Source organism: Microbacterium sp. VKM Ac-2870 (assembly GCF_015350795.1).
Classification (GTDB): domain Bacteria; phylum Actinomycetota; class Actinomycetes; order Actinomycetales; family Microbacteriaceae; genus Microbacterium.
Map to the genome: position 1 here is coordinate 232,058 of NZ_JADKSH010000003.1, position 14,542 is coordinate 246,599.

General features: G+C 70.5%; 13 protein-coding genes. 7 read left to right on the forward strand and 6 right to left on the reverse strand.

Features of this window, described 5'->3' with window-relative positions; genetic code table 11:
* Positions 1-6: 6 nt before the first annotated feature.
* Entirely contained in the window at positions 7-993 is a 987-nt protein-coding gene (locus ITJ43_RS08475; RefSeq protein WP_194583405.1) for a LacI family DNA-binding transcriptional regulator, read from the reverse strand.
* A 55-nt stretch (positions 994-1,048) separates the two neighbouring features.
* On the opposite strand from ITJ43_RS08475, the gene galT reads away from it, so the two are divergent.
* From galT to ITJ43_RS08490, 3 genes are read left to right on the forward strand one after another with little or no spacing between them, the layout of a single operon-like run.
* Positions 1,049-2,224, forward strand: coding sequence for a galactose-1-phosphate uridylyltransferase (gene galT / locus ITJ43_RS08480; RefSeq protein ID WP_194583824.1), 1,176 nt, complete (start codon positions 1,049-1,051; stop codon positions 2,222-2,224).
* Entirely contained in the window at positions 2,221-3,420 is a 1,200-nt protein-coding gene (gene galK, locus ITJ43_RS08485) for a galactokinase (RefSeq protein WP_194583406.1), read from the forward strand. Before galT ends, galK begins: the two co-directional genes overlap by 4 nt.
* Before the next feature lie 12 nt (positions 3,421-3,432).
* A complete protein-coding gene (locus ITJ43_RS08490; protein WP_228495618.1) occupies positions 3,433-4,092 on the forward strand; it encodes a YdcF family protein in 660 nt (219 codons plus the stop codon).
* On the opposite strand, the gene ITJ43_RS08495 is transcribed toward ITJ43_RS08490, so the two are convergent.
* From ITJ43_RS08495 to ITJ43_RS08515, 5 genes are read right to left on the reverse strand one after another with little or no spacing between them, the layout of a single operon-like run.
* Entirely contained in the window at positions 4,065-5,516 is a 1,452-nt protein-coding gene (locus ITJ43_RS08495; protein WP_323741170.1) for a carboxylesterase/lipase family protein, read from the reverse strand. The genes ITJ43_RS08490 and ITJ43_RS08495 overlap by 28 nt on opposite strands.
* A 25-nt stretch (positions 5,517-5,541) precedes the next feature.
* Positions 5,542-6,432 (reverse strand): site-specific DNA-methyltransferase, encoded by an 891-nt coding sequence (locus tag ITJ43_RS08500; protein WP_323741171.1) that lies wholly within the window; start codon positions 6,430-6,432, stop codon positions 5,542-5,544.
* Positions 6,411-7,460 (reverse strand): lipoate--protein ligase family protein, encoded by a 1,050-nt coding sequence (locus ITJ43_RS08505; protein WP_194583409.1) that lies wholly within the window; start codon positions 7,458-7,460, stop codon positions 6,411-6,413. The genes ITJ43_RS08500 and ITJ43_RS08505 overlap by 22 nt, the downstream gene beginning before the upstream one ends.
* 40 nt (positions 7,461-7,500) lie before the next feature.
* The gene (locus ITJ43_RS08510; RefSeq protein ID WP_194583410.1) at positions 7,501-8,304 is read right to left on the reverse strand and encodes a hypothetical protein; all 804 of its coding nucleotides are present in this window, start codon (positions 8,302-8,304) and stop codon (positions 7,501-7,503) included.
* Position 8,305: 1 nt separating this feature from the next.
* On the reverse strand, positions 8,306-9,178 hold the full coding sequence (locus ITJ43_RS08515) for an alpha/beta hydrolase (RefSeq protein ID WP_194583411.1): 873 nt from the start codon (positions 9,176-9,178) through the stop codon (positions 8,306-8,308).
* A 101-nt stretch (positions 9,179-9,279) separates the two neighbouring features.
* Between ITJ43_RS08515 and ITJ43_RS08520 the strand changes: the two genes are divergently transcribed.
* From ITJ43_RS08520 to ITJ43_RS08535, 4 genes are all read left to right on the forward strand, one after another.
* Positions 9,280-10,893 carry a DHA2 family efflux MFS transporter permease subunit gene (locus ITJ43_RS08520; protein WP_194583412.1) on the forward strand — a complete coding sequence of 538 codons (1,614 nt, stop codon included), beginning with the start codon at positions 9,280-9,282 and terminating at the stop codon, positions 10,891-10,893.
* A 43-nt stretch (positions 10,894-10,936) separates the two neighbouring features.
* The gene (locus ITJ43_RS08525) at positions 10,937-11,383 is read left to right on the forward strand and encodes a MarR family winged helix-turn-helix transcriptional regulator (RefSeq protein WP_228495619.1); all 447 of its coding nucleotides are present in this window, start codon (positions 10,937-10,939) and stop codon (positions 11,381-11,383) included.
* Between the two features lie 26 nt (positions 11,384-11,409).
* Entirely contained in the window at positions 11,410-12,732 is a 1,323-nt protein-coding gene (locus ITJ43_RS08530) for an MFS transporter (RefSeq protein WP_416361070.1), read from the forward strand.
* Between the two features lie 385 nt (positions 12,733-13,117).
* On the forward strand, positions 13,118-14,536 hold the full coding sequence (locus ITJ43_RS08535; protein ID WP_228495620.1) for an HNH endonuclease signature motif containing protein: 1,419 nt from the start codon (positions 13,118-13,120) through the stop codon (positions 14,534-14,536).
* Positions 14,537-14,542 lie beyond the last annotated feature (6 nt).

Here is a 14,542-nt window from a genome sequence, read left to right on the forward strand (position 1 = left end):
GTCCGGTCAGACCGGAGCGGGCCCGGTGCTGAAGCGCACCACGAGGGGCGCCGGCATGACGGTACGCACCGATGGCGCCCCCTCATCCAGCAGCGCGATCACGGCCTGCGCACCCAAGCGATCGAAGTGCTGGCGCACCGTCGTCAGCGGGGGTCGGTAGTTGGCGGCGTCGTCGACGTCGTCGAAGCCCACGACGCTGACGTCCTCGGGCACGCGCCGACCGCGTTCGGCGAGCGCACGCAGAGCCCCGAGCGCCATCTGGTCGTTGGCGACGAACAGCGCGGTGCCGACCGTGTCGGCGTCCAGCAGTGTGGTCGCCGCCTCATACCCGGATGCCGAGGTCCACGAGCCCCGGACCAAAGCTCCGACCGGACGATCTGCGGCCTCGAGGGCTTCGCGCCACCCGCGCTCGCGCTCGGCGGCGGCGTAGGAGGAGGCGGGGCCGGCGATGTGCGCGACCGTGTGATGGCCGTGCTCCAGCAGGTGCGCGGTGGCCGTGGCTGCGCCGCCGGCATGATCGGTCTCCACTCCGGCGAATCGATCGTCGGGCGCCGAGTCGACGACCACCAGGCGGAGATTCGTGGGGAGATCAGCCGAACGTACGAGGGCGGAGGCCTCGTTGATGACGACGACACCATCGACGCCCTGCTCGTTGAGGCGCTCGAGCGCCTCGGCGGCGTCGCCGGATCCGAGGGTGACGACGGCGACATCGTGGTCACGCTCCGCGGCGGCGTCGGTGACGGCTTCGAGCATGAGGGAGTTGCCGACGGTGGACAGCGTCGAGACGACGACGCCGATGGTGCCCGATCGTCCGGTGCGCAGGGCCCGAGCGGCACGGTGGATACGGTAGCCGCTGCGCGCCATCGCTTCTTCCACGCGTGCGCGGGTCGCCGGATCGACACGCGGGCTCGCGTTGACGACACGCGAAACCGTCTGTGCCGAGACCCCTGCAATGCGGGCGACATCCGCCATCGATGCGCGCTTCTGTGTCATCCCCGACCTCCGTGTTGACGATAGCACGCACCTCCCTTATCGTGTTATCGTGAACATGCCGGAGCTGCCATTCCTCACTCCCGAGGCGATCCCCCTCGGGGCAGGTGTCGTCAAGCGACCGACCCGTCTCGCCGACGGTCGCGACTTGATCTACTTCGACGACCCCGGCACGCAGCTCGGCCCCGAACGCAGCGCCGATACGCGCGAGCTCGATCCCCGCCCGACCACCGCGACCATGCGGCAGGACATCCTGACCGGCGACTGGGTGTCGGTGGCGGCGTCGCGGCAGAACCGCGCCTTCCTGCCTCCCGCCGAGCTCGACCCGCTCGCGCCGCAAACGGCGACGAACCCCTCCGAGATCCCCTCGGTCTACGACGTCGCGGTGTTCGAGAACCGCTCCCCCTCCTTCGGGCCGGCCCTGGCCGAGGCCCTCGGCGACGCCCCGGAGGCCGCCGACCCGCCCCGCGGACTGGAAGATCTGTCCCATCTCGGCCTCGGTCGCACGCGCACGAGCGTGGGCCGCTGCGAGGTCGTGTGCTTCTCGCCGGCGCGCACCGGATCTTTCGGCACACAGAGCGTGACGCGTGCGCGCACGGTCATCGAGGCGTGGGCCGACCGCACTGCGGCCCTGTCGGCGCTTCCCGGGGTGCAGCAGGTCTTCCCGTTCGAGAACCGCGGCGAGGCCATCGGGGTCACCCTGCAGCATCCGCACGGCCAGATCTACTCGTACCCGTACATCACGCCGCGCACCACGCGACTGCTCGATTCGATCGACCGCACCGCTCCCGACCTGTTCGCGCGCATCCTCGCCTTCGAGCAGGAAGGCCCCCGCGTGCTGCTGCGCGGCGAGCATTGGACCGCGTTCGTGCCGTTCGCCGCGCGCTGGCCGCTGGAGATCCATCTGCTGCCGCACCGGCACGTGCCGGACTTCGCCGCGTTGACCGACGCCGAGCGCGACGAGCTCGCCCCCATCTACCTGCGGTTGCTGCGCGGCATCGACGCGCTCTACGGCGACCCGACGCCCTACATCGCCGCCTGGCACCAGGCGCCGGTGCACGTGGGCCGCGACACCGTGCGGTTGAACCTTCAGATCACGAGCCCGCGTCGCGCTGCCGACAAGCTCAAATTCCTCGCCGGATCCGAGGCTGCCATGGGCGCCTGGATCGGCGATGTTCCGCCCGAGACCGCCGCCGATCGGCTGCGCTCCGCCATCGAAGGAGTCCAGCTGTGACCGCCACGGCATCCCCTCAGACCGACGCTCGCGATCTGTTCGCGGAGCTCACCGGCGCCACCCCCGCGGGCTTCTGGTCGGCTCCCGGACGCGTGAACCTCATCGGTGAACACACCGACTACAACGATGGCTTCGTCTTCCCGTTCGCGATCGACGGGCGTACCGTCGTGGCGCTCGGCACGCGGGGCGACGGACGCATCCGGGTCGTGTCGACCTTCGACCCCGTGCCGATCGAGGTGGCCCTCGCCGATCTCGACACGCTCTTTCCCGACCGCCGCGACGAGATCGTCGAGTGGGCACGCTACCCGCTCGGCGTCGCCTGGGCGCTGCAGGATGCCGCGCGCGCCGCGGGCGTCGACCCCGCACCCCTCACCGGGGTCGATATCGCGCTGGCATCGGACGTTCCGGTCGGTGCCGGACTGTCGTCGTCCGCCGCGATCGAGGGCGCGACGGCGTCCGCGTTGAACGACCTCTGGGGCCTCGGCCTGACGCGGGTCGCGCTGGCCCGCGCCGGACGTCGCGCCGAGAATGAAGCCGTCGGCGCGCCCACGGGGATCATGGATCAGATGGCGTCGATGCTCGGCCGTCCCGATGCCGGCATCTTCCTCGACTGCCGCTCGCTCGATGCCGACGTCGTCGACCTCGGCTTCGCCGACGCGGGCCTCGAAGTCCTCGTCGTCGACACGCGGGTCAGCCATGCGCACGCTACCGGCGGCTACGGCGAGCGCCGCGCCGCCTGCGAGCGGGGCGCCGAGATCATGGGGGTATCGGCCCTGCGCGACCTCGTGCCCGCCGATCTCGATCGCGCCCGCGAGCTGATGGACGACGTCACCTTCCGCCGAGTACGCCACGTGGTGACCGAAGATCAGCGCGTGCTCGACGCCGTCCGCCTGCTGCGCGCCGAGGGCCCTCGCGCGATCGGAGCCCTGCTCGATGCCTCGCACGCCTCCATGCGCGACGACTTCGAGATCTCTACCGCCGAACTGGACCTGGCGGTCGAGACGGCGCGAGCAGCGGGCGCCGTCGGCGCCCGGATGACCGGCGGCGGCTTCGGCGGATCGTCGATCGCGCTCATCGACAGCACGCTCGTCGACGACGCCGCTGCGCGGATCGTCGCGGCCTTCGCCGAGGCCGGCTTCTGCGAACCTCACGTCTTCACCGTGCACCCCTCGGAGGGTGCGCGCCGCGACGGGTGAGCGATGCGGTGGATGAAATGGACGGCCGCCGTTGGCGCGGGCGTGCTGGCGTTCGGAGAGATCCAGGCGTGGCGCACGTCGCGGGCAGGGTACCCGCGGCATCCGGCGACCGGCCCGACCGACGGCGCGGACGTCGTACTGGTGCTCGGATTCCGCTCGCGTGAAGACGGCCGCCTGAACGCGCTGCAGGCGTGGCGCACGCGCATCGCGGTGCGCTCGGCTTCGCCCGACGCGCTGTTCGTGTTCTCCGGCGGCGCGGTGCGCGGAAGCGAGCCGGAAGCGGTCGTGATGGCGCGCTACGCGACGAAACGTCTCGGCGTCGCTCCGGATGCCGTCGCCCTCGAGCCGGCCGCCCAGAGCACCCGCGAGAACCTCTCGCTCAGCCTGCCGTGGCTGCGGGCGGCGCGGACCATCCGGATCGCCTCGAACACCGCGCACGCGCGTCGCGCGCGCGACTACCTGCGAGAACTCGACCCGCACCTCTGGCAGCGCCTCCGCCCCACCCGCGACTTCCGGCCGCTCGAACTCGGACCGCTGCGGCTCGCACTCACCTTCTACGACTTCGTCGCGCGACGCTCGGCCGGGCGCACGATGGCCGTCGCCGCGGCCGAACGCGCGGTCACCCCGCCCGCGAGGAGCACCGCTCAGCGCAGCGGCGCGACCGACGCGTAGGCGCCGGCCCGATCGGCGACGGGGACGTCGTACACCCGAGCCGTGCCGTCGGCGTTCCACTGCGTCCAGCCGGGCTCGCCGCCCGAGACGAAGGCGACGGCATCGGCGTGCATCGCGTCGGCGAGCGCCTGCGGCGGGTGATCGCCGGCGAGGGGTGCGATGCCCTCGGCATCCAGGCAGTCGAAGAAGAAGGGCACGTCGAGGCAGTGCTCGGCGAACCCGAACCGACCCGACGGCCACGAGAAGCGGTACATCCAGGTCGGGGCCGCGCCCCGCTGATCGGCCAGTTCGACGTTCTTCTCCCGGAAGAGCCGGTCGCTGACGTACCGGCCCGCGATCCGTGCGGTGCCGTGGGCGACCACATCGCGGTTCGCGTTGAGGTACGCCCGGCGGCGGGAGCGCTCCAGGCCCAGCCGGCCGAGCACGAGAGTCTTCGGCACCCACCGCAGGGTGCGCTCGGCACCGGCGAGCACCATGGTGAACTCGTCGTCGGCGGTGCCGAGCACGAGTGGTTTGTCGGCGCCGACGCCGGACGCCAGCGCTGCTCCGGTCGGCTGCGACAGCAGGTCGCCGTCGATCTCGGGGCCGAGCGACAGCCCCGCGGCCAGCATCGCCCCGACCGCTTTCGGGTCGATCGCGGTGGCCTGCTTCTGCAGGGCCAGCAACCGGTCGGGGTCGATCCCTTCGAACCCTTGGCGGTCCGCGGCGACACCGGCGGCGCGCGCGATCGTGTCGGTGAGCGCCCGGGCGCGCTCGGGCGCGACGTCGCCGAGCGCACCCGACAGCGACCACACGCGATGGAACAGGTGCTGTGCCGACGGCATCCCGAGCAGCGTCAGCACGGCGCCGCCGCCGGCCGACTGCCCGGCGATCGTCACACGCGCCGGGTCGCCGCCGAACGCCGCGATGTTCTCCTGCACCCACTCCAGCGCCGCGAGCCAGTCGCGCACGCCGCGGTTGGCGGGCGCTCCGGCGATGGCTCCGAACCCCTCGACGCCCAGGCGGTACGAGATTGTCACCGTGACGATGCCGTCGCGGGTGAAGCTGCGCCCGTCGTACCAGGGGCTCGCCGGCGAGCCGGAGAAGTAGCCGCCGCCGTGGATCCACACGAGCACCGGGAGCCCGCCCGTTCCCGGATCGGGGGTGAAGACGTTGACGTTGAGGGTCGACTCCCCCGGGATGCTCGGCTCGGGGATGAGCGTGATGCCGGGGTCGCCGCGCTGCGCGGTGCCGCCGAAGGCTCCGGCATCGCGCACGCCGTCCCACGCCGCGACACGCACCGGAGCGGCGAAGCGCAGGTCTGCGACGGGCGGCTCGGCGAAGGGGATGCCGAGGAAGGCCGCCGATGTCGCGCCGTCCGCTGCGGTGCGCCACCGCCCCCGCACGCGGCCGGAGGAGATCGTGGTTTCGGGATCGCTCTGCACGGGACCGATCATGGCATGCGGCCGGTCAGGGCAGGCGGTCGGCGACGCGCGCGTGCGGAATGCGTCGCCGCATGACGGCGATGGCTTCGGGGTTGTCATCCACCAGCACCGCGTCGCGGCCGAGGTCCGCACACACCGCACCTGTCGTGCCGCTGCCGGCGAACAGATCCAGCACGCGGTCGCCGGGCCGGCTCGAGGCCTGCACGATCCGGCGGAGGATGCCCTCGGGCTTCTGGGTCGGATAGCCGGTCTTCTCCCGCCCGCTGGTCGGCACGATCGTGTGCCACCAGACATCGGTGGGGAGCTTTCCGCGCGCCGCTTTCTCGGGCGTGACGAGGCCGGGCGCCATATAGGGCTCGCGGTCCACCGCCTCGGAGTCGAAGACGTACGCCTTCGGGTCTTTCACGTAGACCAGGATCGTGTCGTGCTTGGTCGGCCAGCGGCGACGGCTCTTGGCGCCGTAGTCGTACGCCCAGATGAGCTCGTTGAGGAAGCACTCCCGTCCGAACAGCGCGTCCAGCAGGACCTTCGCGTAGTGCGCCTCGCGGTAGTCGAGATGCAGGTAGAGCGTGCCATCGTCAGCCAGCAGGCGCCACGCCTCGCGTAAGCGGGGCTCAAGGAAGTCCCAGTAGTCATCGAACCGGTCGTCGTAGCGGCGCAGGTCGCCGCGCAGCCGCGCGTAGCTCGTGCCGCGAAAGCCCGCCTTCACCTCGCCCTGCACGCCCGCGCGGTCGGCGGATTCGATCGCCTTGCCCTGCAGCCGTCCGGTGTTGAAGGGCGGGTCGAGGTAGATCAGCGCGAACGCACCGTCGGGCAGCGCGCGCGCCACACGGAGGTTGTCGCCGTGATGGATCTCCACAGCTCCGGGTGTGTCGACCGGCGCGGCATCCGTCGTCACGGAACGCGCTGCAACCACGCGTCGGTCGAGAACTTCTCGACGACCAACGCCTCCGCCTCGGCGTATTCCTCTGCGGTGATATGTCCCGGCTCGGCCCCATAGAGCGTCGAGAAGGTCTGCACGAACCGCTCGATGATGGCTTCGCGTGGAAGGCCGGTCTGGCTGCGGAGCGGGTCGACGCGCTTGGCGGCCGACACCGTTCCCTTGTCGCTGAGCTTCTCGCGCCCGATGCGCAGCACCTCGGTCATGACCTGACCGTCCATGTCGTACGAGAGCGTCGCGTGGTGCAGCACCCCGCCGTTCGCAAGCCGCTTCTGCGCAGCCCCGCCGATCTTCCCCGACGGCGAGGCGATGTCGTTGAGCGGCTGATACGTCGCGTCGATCCCGAGAGAGCGCAGCGCCTGCAGCACCCAGTCATCGAGGAAGGCGTACGAGTCGGCGAAGGTCAGCCCGGCGACCAGGGATGCCGGGACGTACAGCGAGTACGTCACGATCGAGCCCGCGGCCATGAGCATCGCCCCGCCGCCCGAGATACGCCGTACGACGTCGAAGCCGTGCCGGGCCGCCCCCTCGGGGTCGACCTCGTTGCGGTACGACTGGAACGATCCGATGACCACCGCAGACTGATCCCACTCCCAGATACGCAGGGTGGGCTTTCGCCGGCCGTCGCCGACGCGCGTGGTCAGCACCTCGTCGAGGGCAAGGTTCATGGCGGGCGAGACCGCCTTCTCGTGTACGACCTCCCACTCGAAATCACGCCAGCCGGGGGCGGTCACCAGGGCGCGGCGCACCGCGGTGCCGACCGATTCGGGTGTGAACCCGAGCAGCTGCGCCCCTTCGGGAAGCGCCCTGCGGACCGCGGCGGCGATGGCCGTGGCATCGGTCTCGACCGGCAAGCCCGTGACGGCCGCGTCGATGTCGGCGAGGGCGTCGTCGGGCTCGAGGAAGAAGTCGCCCGCGAGGTGGAAATCGGCGATGCGCCCGTTCTCGACCTCGAGGTCGACGACGACGAGCTTGCCGCCCGGAACCTTGTATTCCCCGTGCATGACTCCAGCGTACGGCTCGTCAGGGGCGCCGACGCGGGAATCAGTCGCGCGGTCGCGCCCGCACCCGCGCGACGGCGAGGCCGGCGAGACAGACGACGAAGGCGTAGAGCCCGATGCGCGAAAGCCAGAGCAACGCATACTGCCACGGCGAACCGAGCGCCACCGGGCCGATGACGAACGCGATGATCGCCGCGGTGTCTCCGCCGTCGGCATCCACCGGGGTCGCATCGGTCAGCCCGACCACGAGCGCCGCGGGTGCGGCGATCGCCACGGCGGCGATCGCGCCGAACAACCACCACGCGGAGGCCGTCACGTCGGCACGCGGCACCCGCGCGAGGTGAAGGAAGCCGCCAACGGCGATGACGAGCAGCCATCCCACGACGAGCAGCGCGACGAAGACGACGAACGTGGCGATGGGGGTGGTGATCAGCAACCGCAAAAGCTCGGCGCTCCAGCCTGCCTCTGCGGCACGGACGCCGGCGCGCAACGCCATTCCGACCGTCGCGAGCAGCAGCAGCCATGCCGCATCGCCGATCGTCCGCGGCACGAGTACCGCCGACAGATCGGCCCATGATGCCGACGGTGGCGGCGTGGCCCCGGCCGCTCTGCCCGACTTCTCGCGCTCACGCGCGATGACGGGATCGATCGGCAGCACCCGCACCCGCAGTGCCGACACGAGCCCGGCGGCGCCGGCGGCGAGGCCGATCAAGGTCCAGAAGACACGGTCGGACGTGGGCAGGGCAGGGTCGAAGAGCCAGAATCCGAGCGCCATCACGGCGCCGCAGACGAGGACCGTCACGCGGACGACGCCGCGCGGCCGCAGTGACCACAAAGGGGCAGCCACGTCAGCCTCGCGCCGGGATGCGTCGATCGACCCAGGCCACCAGATCGGCGATGACCTCGTCCCGGGTCACGTCGTTGAACACCTCGTGGCGGATGCCGGGATAGACGAGGGTCGTGATGTCGGAGAGGCCGGACCGCGTGCGGTACGCCTCGGCGAGGCGATGGATGCTGCGCGGTCCTCCGACGGTGTCGTCCCGACCCACCATGAGGAGCACCGGTACGTCGCGCGACAGGTTCTTCGCGGGCTTTCCGATCAGGCGCAGAGTGTCGAGGGGTCCGAACAGCTTCGACAGGGGCACCGAGGTCGTCAGCGGATCATCGAGGAACGCACGCCCCACCGACAGATCCGACGACAGCCATTCCGACCCCATGGCGTCGGTCGCCTTCCAGGGTTTGTTGAGATCGCCGGAGTTGAGCGCACCGGGCCAGCGCAGCGCCGACCCGGTGAGAACGACGCCGTCGTAGAGGTCGGGGTGGTGATCGAGCAGCATCTGCGCCAAGAACGATCCCCAGGAGTGTCCGACGAGGATCAGCGGCAGTCCCGGGTGGTCGTCGCGGATGATCCCGCTGAGCTGCGCGCAGGCATCCTCCGCCGCGCGCAGACCGCCGGGGCCGAGGCGCCCGAGGCGGCTGCTGTCGCCGCCATGCTGGGCCATGCCGGTGCGTCCGTGACCACGGTGATCGTCGGCGTAGACGACGCAACCCGCGGCTGTCAGCGCCTCGGCCACGTGCACGTACCGGCCGGCATGCTCGCCCACACCGTGGAGCAGTTGCAGGGCCGCCCGGGGTTCAGACACCGGGCGGTAGACGTCGTAGACGATACGGATGCCGTGAGGGTCGGTGAACGATCGTTCCTCGCGCCGCGCCGCTGCCATGGAGCGAGTCTAGGACCCGTTCGCGACACGATCGCGCGCACACGGATCGACAGTGGCGCTGCACTGGCATCAATCGATGTAGCTAGATAAGCTAGCTAACCATGAAGGACGTCTCGTCTCGCCGCTGGTTCGGCCTGGTCTTCATCAGCCTCGCGGTCGCGCTCATCATCGTCGACTCGACGATCGTCAACGTCGCCGTTCCCGCGGTCGTCACGGACCTCGGGATCTCGTCGACGCAGGTGCAGTGGGTGCAGGAGGCCTACACCCTCGTGTTCGCGTCGCTGCTGCTGCTGTTCGGCTCGCTCGCCGACCGGATCGGACGGCGCCGGCTGCTGCTGATCGGCGTCGCCCTGTTCGCGGGTGCATCCGTCGCGGCATCCCTCGCCGCCACGGGCGACCTGCTCATCGCCGCACGGCTGGTCCAGGGCGTCGGAGGGGCCATGATGCTGCCGAGCACACTGTCACTGCTGAACGCGACCTTCTACGGACGCGAGCGCGGCATCGCCTTCGCCGTGTGGGGCTCGACGATCGGCGGCATGGCGGCGGTGGGCCCGCTGCTGGGAGGGTGGCTGACGACGTCGTTCTCCTGGCGATGGGCCTTCGGCATCAACATCCCGCTCGGTGTGATCATCGCGGTCGGCGTGCTGTGGGCGGTGGCCGAATCGCGCGCAGCGAACCCGCCCCGCCTCGACGCCGTCGGCGCCGTGCTGTCGGTGGCGCTCTTCGGCGCGCTGGTCTTCGGACTCATCGAGGGACGCGCGCTCGGGTGGTGGCAGGTCAACGACCTGTTCACGGTCGGCGGCTGGACGTGGCCCTTCACCGTCTCCCCCGTTCCGGTCGCCCTCGGTGTCGCGCTGCTGGCGGCCCTCGCGTTCGTGACGTGGTCGCGGCGCCAGGCGCGGCGTGGGCGGCCGACCCTGCTCGATCCGCGACTGTTCTCCATCGCCACGTTCCGCAGCGGCAACGTCGCCGCGCTGGTCGTCGCGTTGGGTGAGTTCGGCATCATCCTGTCGCTGCCGCTGTGGCTGCAGTTCGCCCTCGGCTTCGATGCACTGCAGACCGGGTTGATCCTCGTCGCGTTGGCGGCAGGCTCCTTCGTCGCGAGCGGATTCGCGGGCGCGTCCAGCGGCAAGATCAGCCCGGTACGCATCGTCCGCCTCGGCCTCGTCGCCGAGATCGTCGGCGTGGCGGCGGCGGGGCTCGTCGTGGGCTGGGATGCCGGGACGCAGTCAGCCTGGCTGTGGCTGCTGCCGGCGCTGTTCGTCTACGGCCTCGGCGTGGGGCTCGCCACCGCGCAGCTGACCGGAGTCATCCTGCAGGATGTGCCGGTGGAGCTGTCCGGCCAAGGGTCGGGAACCCAGTCGACAGCTCGCCAGGTCGGGTCGGCACTCGGCATCGCGATCCTGGGGACCGTGCTCTTCTCCGGCACCGCCGGGCTGCTGTCGTCGGCGCTGGACGATCGCGGCATTCCCGCCGCCGAGCGCGACCGCATCGTCTCGGCGGTTGTCGACAGCTCGGGAGCGGCCATCGCCGGTCTCGCGGCGGACCCCGCGACCGCACCCCTCGCGAGCGACGCGAAGGCCGCACTGTCCGATGCGACCCGGTTGTCGGCATTCACGGCGGCCGGCTTCCTCCTCGTCGGTCTCGCGGCGACGATCCCGCTCGGGCGGGAGCGGCGTCGGGAGGATGAGCGGGAGTCGACTCGGGCGGACTGAGTCAGGTACTTAGCATGACTAATGAGCTATGCTAAGTATCGGAATGAGCACCGAGACACCACACCCCGTACCCGAGCTGTCCACCACGGCATCCGACCTGCGCATGGCGACATTCCGCCTCGCGCGCCGCCTGCGCTCGCAGCGCGCGGTCGACACCATGAGCGACGGCCAATTCGCCGTGCTCGCCGCCCTTTCCGTGCACGGCCAGCACACCCTCGGTGAGCTGGCGGAGCGCGAACGAGTGTCGGCGCCGTCGATGAATCGCACCGTGAACTGCCTCGAGGAGTCGGGCTACCTCACACGCACGACCGACGCCGACGACCGTCGCAAGGTCAACATCGCCCTCACCGACCCGGGGCGCTCCGTCGTCGAAGAGACGGTGCGCCGCCGCGATTCGTGGCTGGAACAGGCGCTCGCGGAACTGACCGAAGACCAGCGGAATCTGCTGGCTTCCGCCGCCGAGCTCATGCGGGAGGTGGCCGCACGATGACGTCGCACACCGGCTCGTCCTCCCCGATGTTCCGCTCCTTCTCGGTGTTCAACTACCGCGTCTGGTTCATCGGCGCCCTGGTGTCCAACGTCGGCGCGTGGATGCAGGCGACCGCGCTCAGCTGGGTCGTGCTCACCCAACTGACGCACAACGATGCGGGCGCGATGGGCATCACCATGGCCCTGCAGTTCGCTCCGCCGCTGCTGCTGGTCAGCGTCACGGGCTGGGTAGCCGACCGCTTCGAGCGCCGCCGACTGCTGCTGGTCACACAGAGCTCGCTCCTCGCGCTCGGCGCGATCATCGGCATCCTGATCCTCAACGGCGTCATGACACTGCCGCTGATGTACGTCTTCGCTTTCGCGCTCGGAATGGTCGCGGCCTTCGACAACCCGACCCGCCAGGCGTTCGTGTCCGACCTCGTCGACCGCGAGAACGCGTCGAACGCGGTGGCGCTGAACGCGGCATCCTTCAACGGAGCCCGCATGATCGGGCCCGCCGTCGCCGGCATTGTGATCGTCGCCGTGGGCACCGGGTGGGTGTTCCTGGTCAACGCCGCCACCTTCCTCGCCATGATCGTCGCCCTGCGCCTCATCCGTTCCGAGGAGCTGGTTCCTCGGATCACCGCACCGGGCGCCTCGCGCCTGGCAGACGGGTTCCGCTACGTCGGGCGGCGCCCCGACCTCGTGGTGACGTTCATCATGGTGTTCCTGCTCGGCGCCTTCGGCATGAACTTCCCCATCTTCGCCTCGACGATGGCTCTGGAGTTCGGCCGGGATGCCGACGGGTACGGGCTGCTGAGCTCGATCCTCGCGATCGGCTCGCTCGCCGGCGCCCTCCTCGCCGCACGCCGCGACCGCGCCCGCATGCGCTTGGTCATCGTCGGCACGGGCATGTTCGCCGTCGCCGGCACGGTATCGGCCTTCATGCCGAACTACTGGCTGTACGCCGCGACGCTGATGTTCACCGGCTTTTCCATCGTGACGACACTCACGACCGCAAACGGATACGTGCAGACGACGACCGATCCGGCGCTGCGCGGACGCGTGCTCGCGCTGTACATGGCGATCCTCATGGGCGGCACACCCGTGGGCGCCCCGATCGTCGGATGGGTCGCGGCCGAATACGGCCCGCGCGTGGCCATCCTGCTCGGCGCAGTCGCGGCACTCATCGCGTTCGCGATCGGCTTCGGGTGGCTGCTCTGGTCGGGGCGCCTGCACCGTCACGAATCGCGCCGATTCGCACTCTCGCTCGACGAAACCCGGCCCCTCCCCGTCATCGCGCCGGAAGAGTTCAGCGACGAGGTGGCGGGCACGACCCCGGTCTCACTGCCGAACCCGTCGCGGCGGTAAGAGAACGCGCGCGGGGGTGGGACTTACGAGGTCGCCCACGGTCGGGCAGGCCTCTCGGCGGCGCCGGGGCGTCGAGCGCGGGCCCCAGCGCACGCTCGGCCGAGCGCACCAGCACCGATACCCCGTGATTACTGCTGATTGGTGCATGCCGTTACGCGTGCCGCCGGGAACATGTGCGATGACGACGCCAACCAACGCCCCCAGCAGGATGCTCCGCTAGCGGCTGCCTTTCATGTCGACATCGCACCTCGTCACGAATCACGGAGCACGAGAGTTGCCCCTTGCGACTTTCGAATCTTTGTTCTATCATGGAGCAGAGAAGCCCCGCGTATCCCCCCGATTCTGATGCGGGTTCTGCAACCTCGGTCTGCCCGAGGTGGGGGTGATGCGGGTGAGTGCGAACGTCGACGAAGTGCACGACGTCGGCCGCGTCGTGGATACGCCGTGGCTGGCCTTGGACATCCTGGTTTCTGATGTGGTGGCTGCGCGGCGGCGGATAGCCGAAGCGCAGGCTGAAGAAGCGCGGCTGCTGGCCGGCGCGGTCGGACTGATCGCGGATCGGACCGAGGTATTGCGACAGGAGGCTCAGCAGCAGGGGCGCCCATCCGGCCGGTCGAACGACGCGGACCTGCCGCTTCGGGAAGTCGCGCTCGAACTGGGAATGGCGATGCGCGCGTCAGACCGTGGTGTGCAGCGACGGATGTCCGAGGCGTATCTGCTGACCACAGTGTTCCCTCGTACCCACGCGGCGTGGGCCAGTGGGGAGATCGACGCCGGCCATGTCTGGGCCATCGCTCGAGCGGGCGCGTTGCTGCGAACAGACGAGGATCGGGCCCGCTTCGAAACCCTCGCGCTCGAGGCGGCACGGACCGAATCTCCGACGCGGATGAACCAGGCGGCGAAGGCAATCGCGGCGACCATCGACCCGACCGCATTCGAAGACGCCGCACGCCGCGCGGTGGACGAGCGTTCCGTTCGACTGTTCGACCTCGACGACGGCATGGCCAGACTCATCGCCGATCTGCCCGCGCCGATCGCGAACGCGATCTACGACTCGCTCACCACACGCGCGCGGGCGATCGTCGACCGGACCGGCCCCGATGCCGATGCCGATGCCGATGCCGATGATTCCAAGGGCATGTGCGGCGAGCCCCGCCGCGCCGACGGCGTCGTGGTCACCGGCCGGACCGCCGGCGCGGAGCATCGCACCCTCGCGCAGGTACGCGCCGACGTCTTCGGCGACCTGCTGCTGACCGCAGCGCCGTCGACGACCGCCACCGGTGCAGGGGTAGACGCCATCAGCGCCCGCATTCAGGTGACCGTCCCCGCATCGACCCTCGCCGGAGACCCGGCGGGCGGGCCGGCGATTCTGGCGGGCTACGGACCGATCGATCCCGCCGTTGCGCGCCGGCTCGCTGGGCTGGCTCCGGGCTGGGATCGCGTGTTCACCGATCCGCACACCGGCATCCCGGTCGCCGTCGACCGCTACCGGCCCAGCGCGGAACTCTCCCGGTATCTCGCCGCGCGCGACGAACGGTGTCGCACGCCCGGTTGCACCCGAACGGCCCACAGATGCGACCGCGACCACACGACCGCAGCCGCAGACGGTGGCGCGACCGCACACGGAAACCTTGCGCACCTCTGCCGACGCCACCACACCGTGAAACACCACACCGCCTGGCGAGTGCGGCACCTCGGTGGCGGAACCCTGGAGTGGACCGGCCCCACCGGGCGCCGCTACACCGACCGGCCACCGTCACTGGTCAGGTTCGTTCCGGCCGCCGAGGATCCGCCCCCGTTCTGAGCGAGG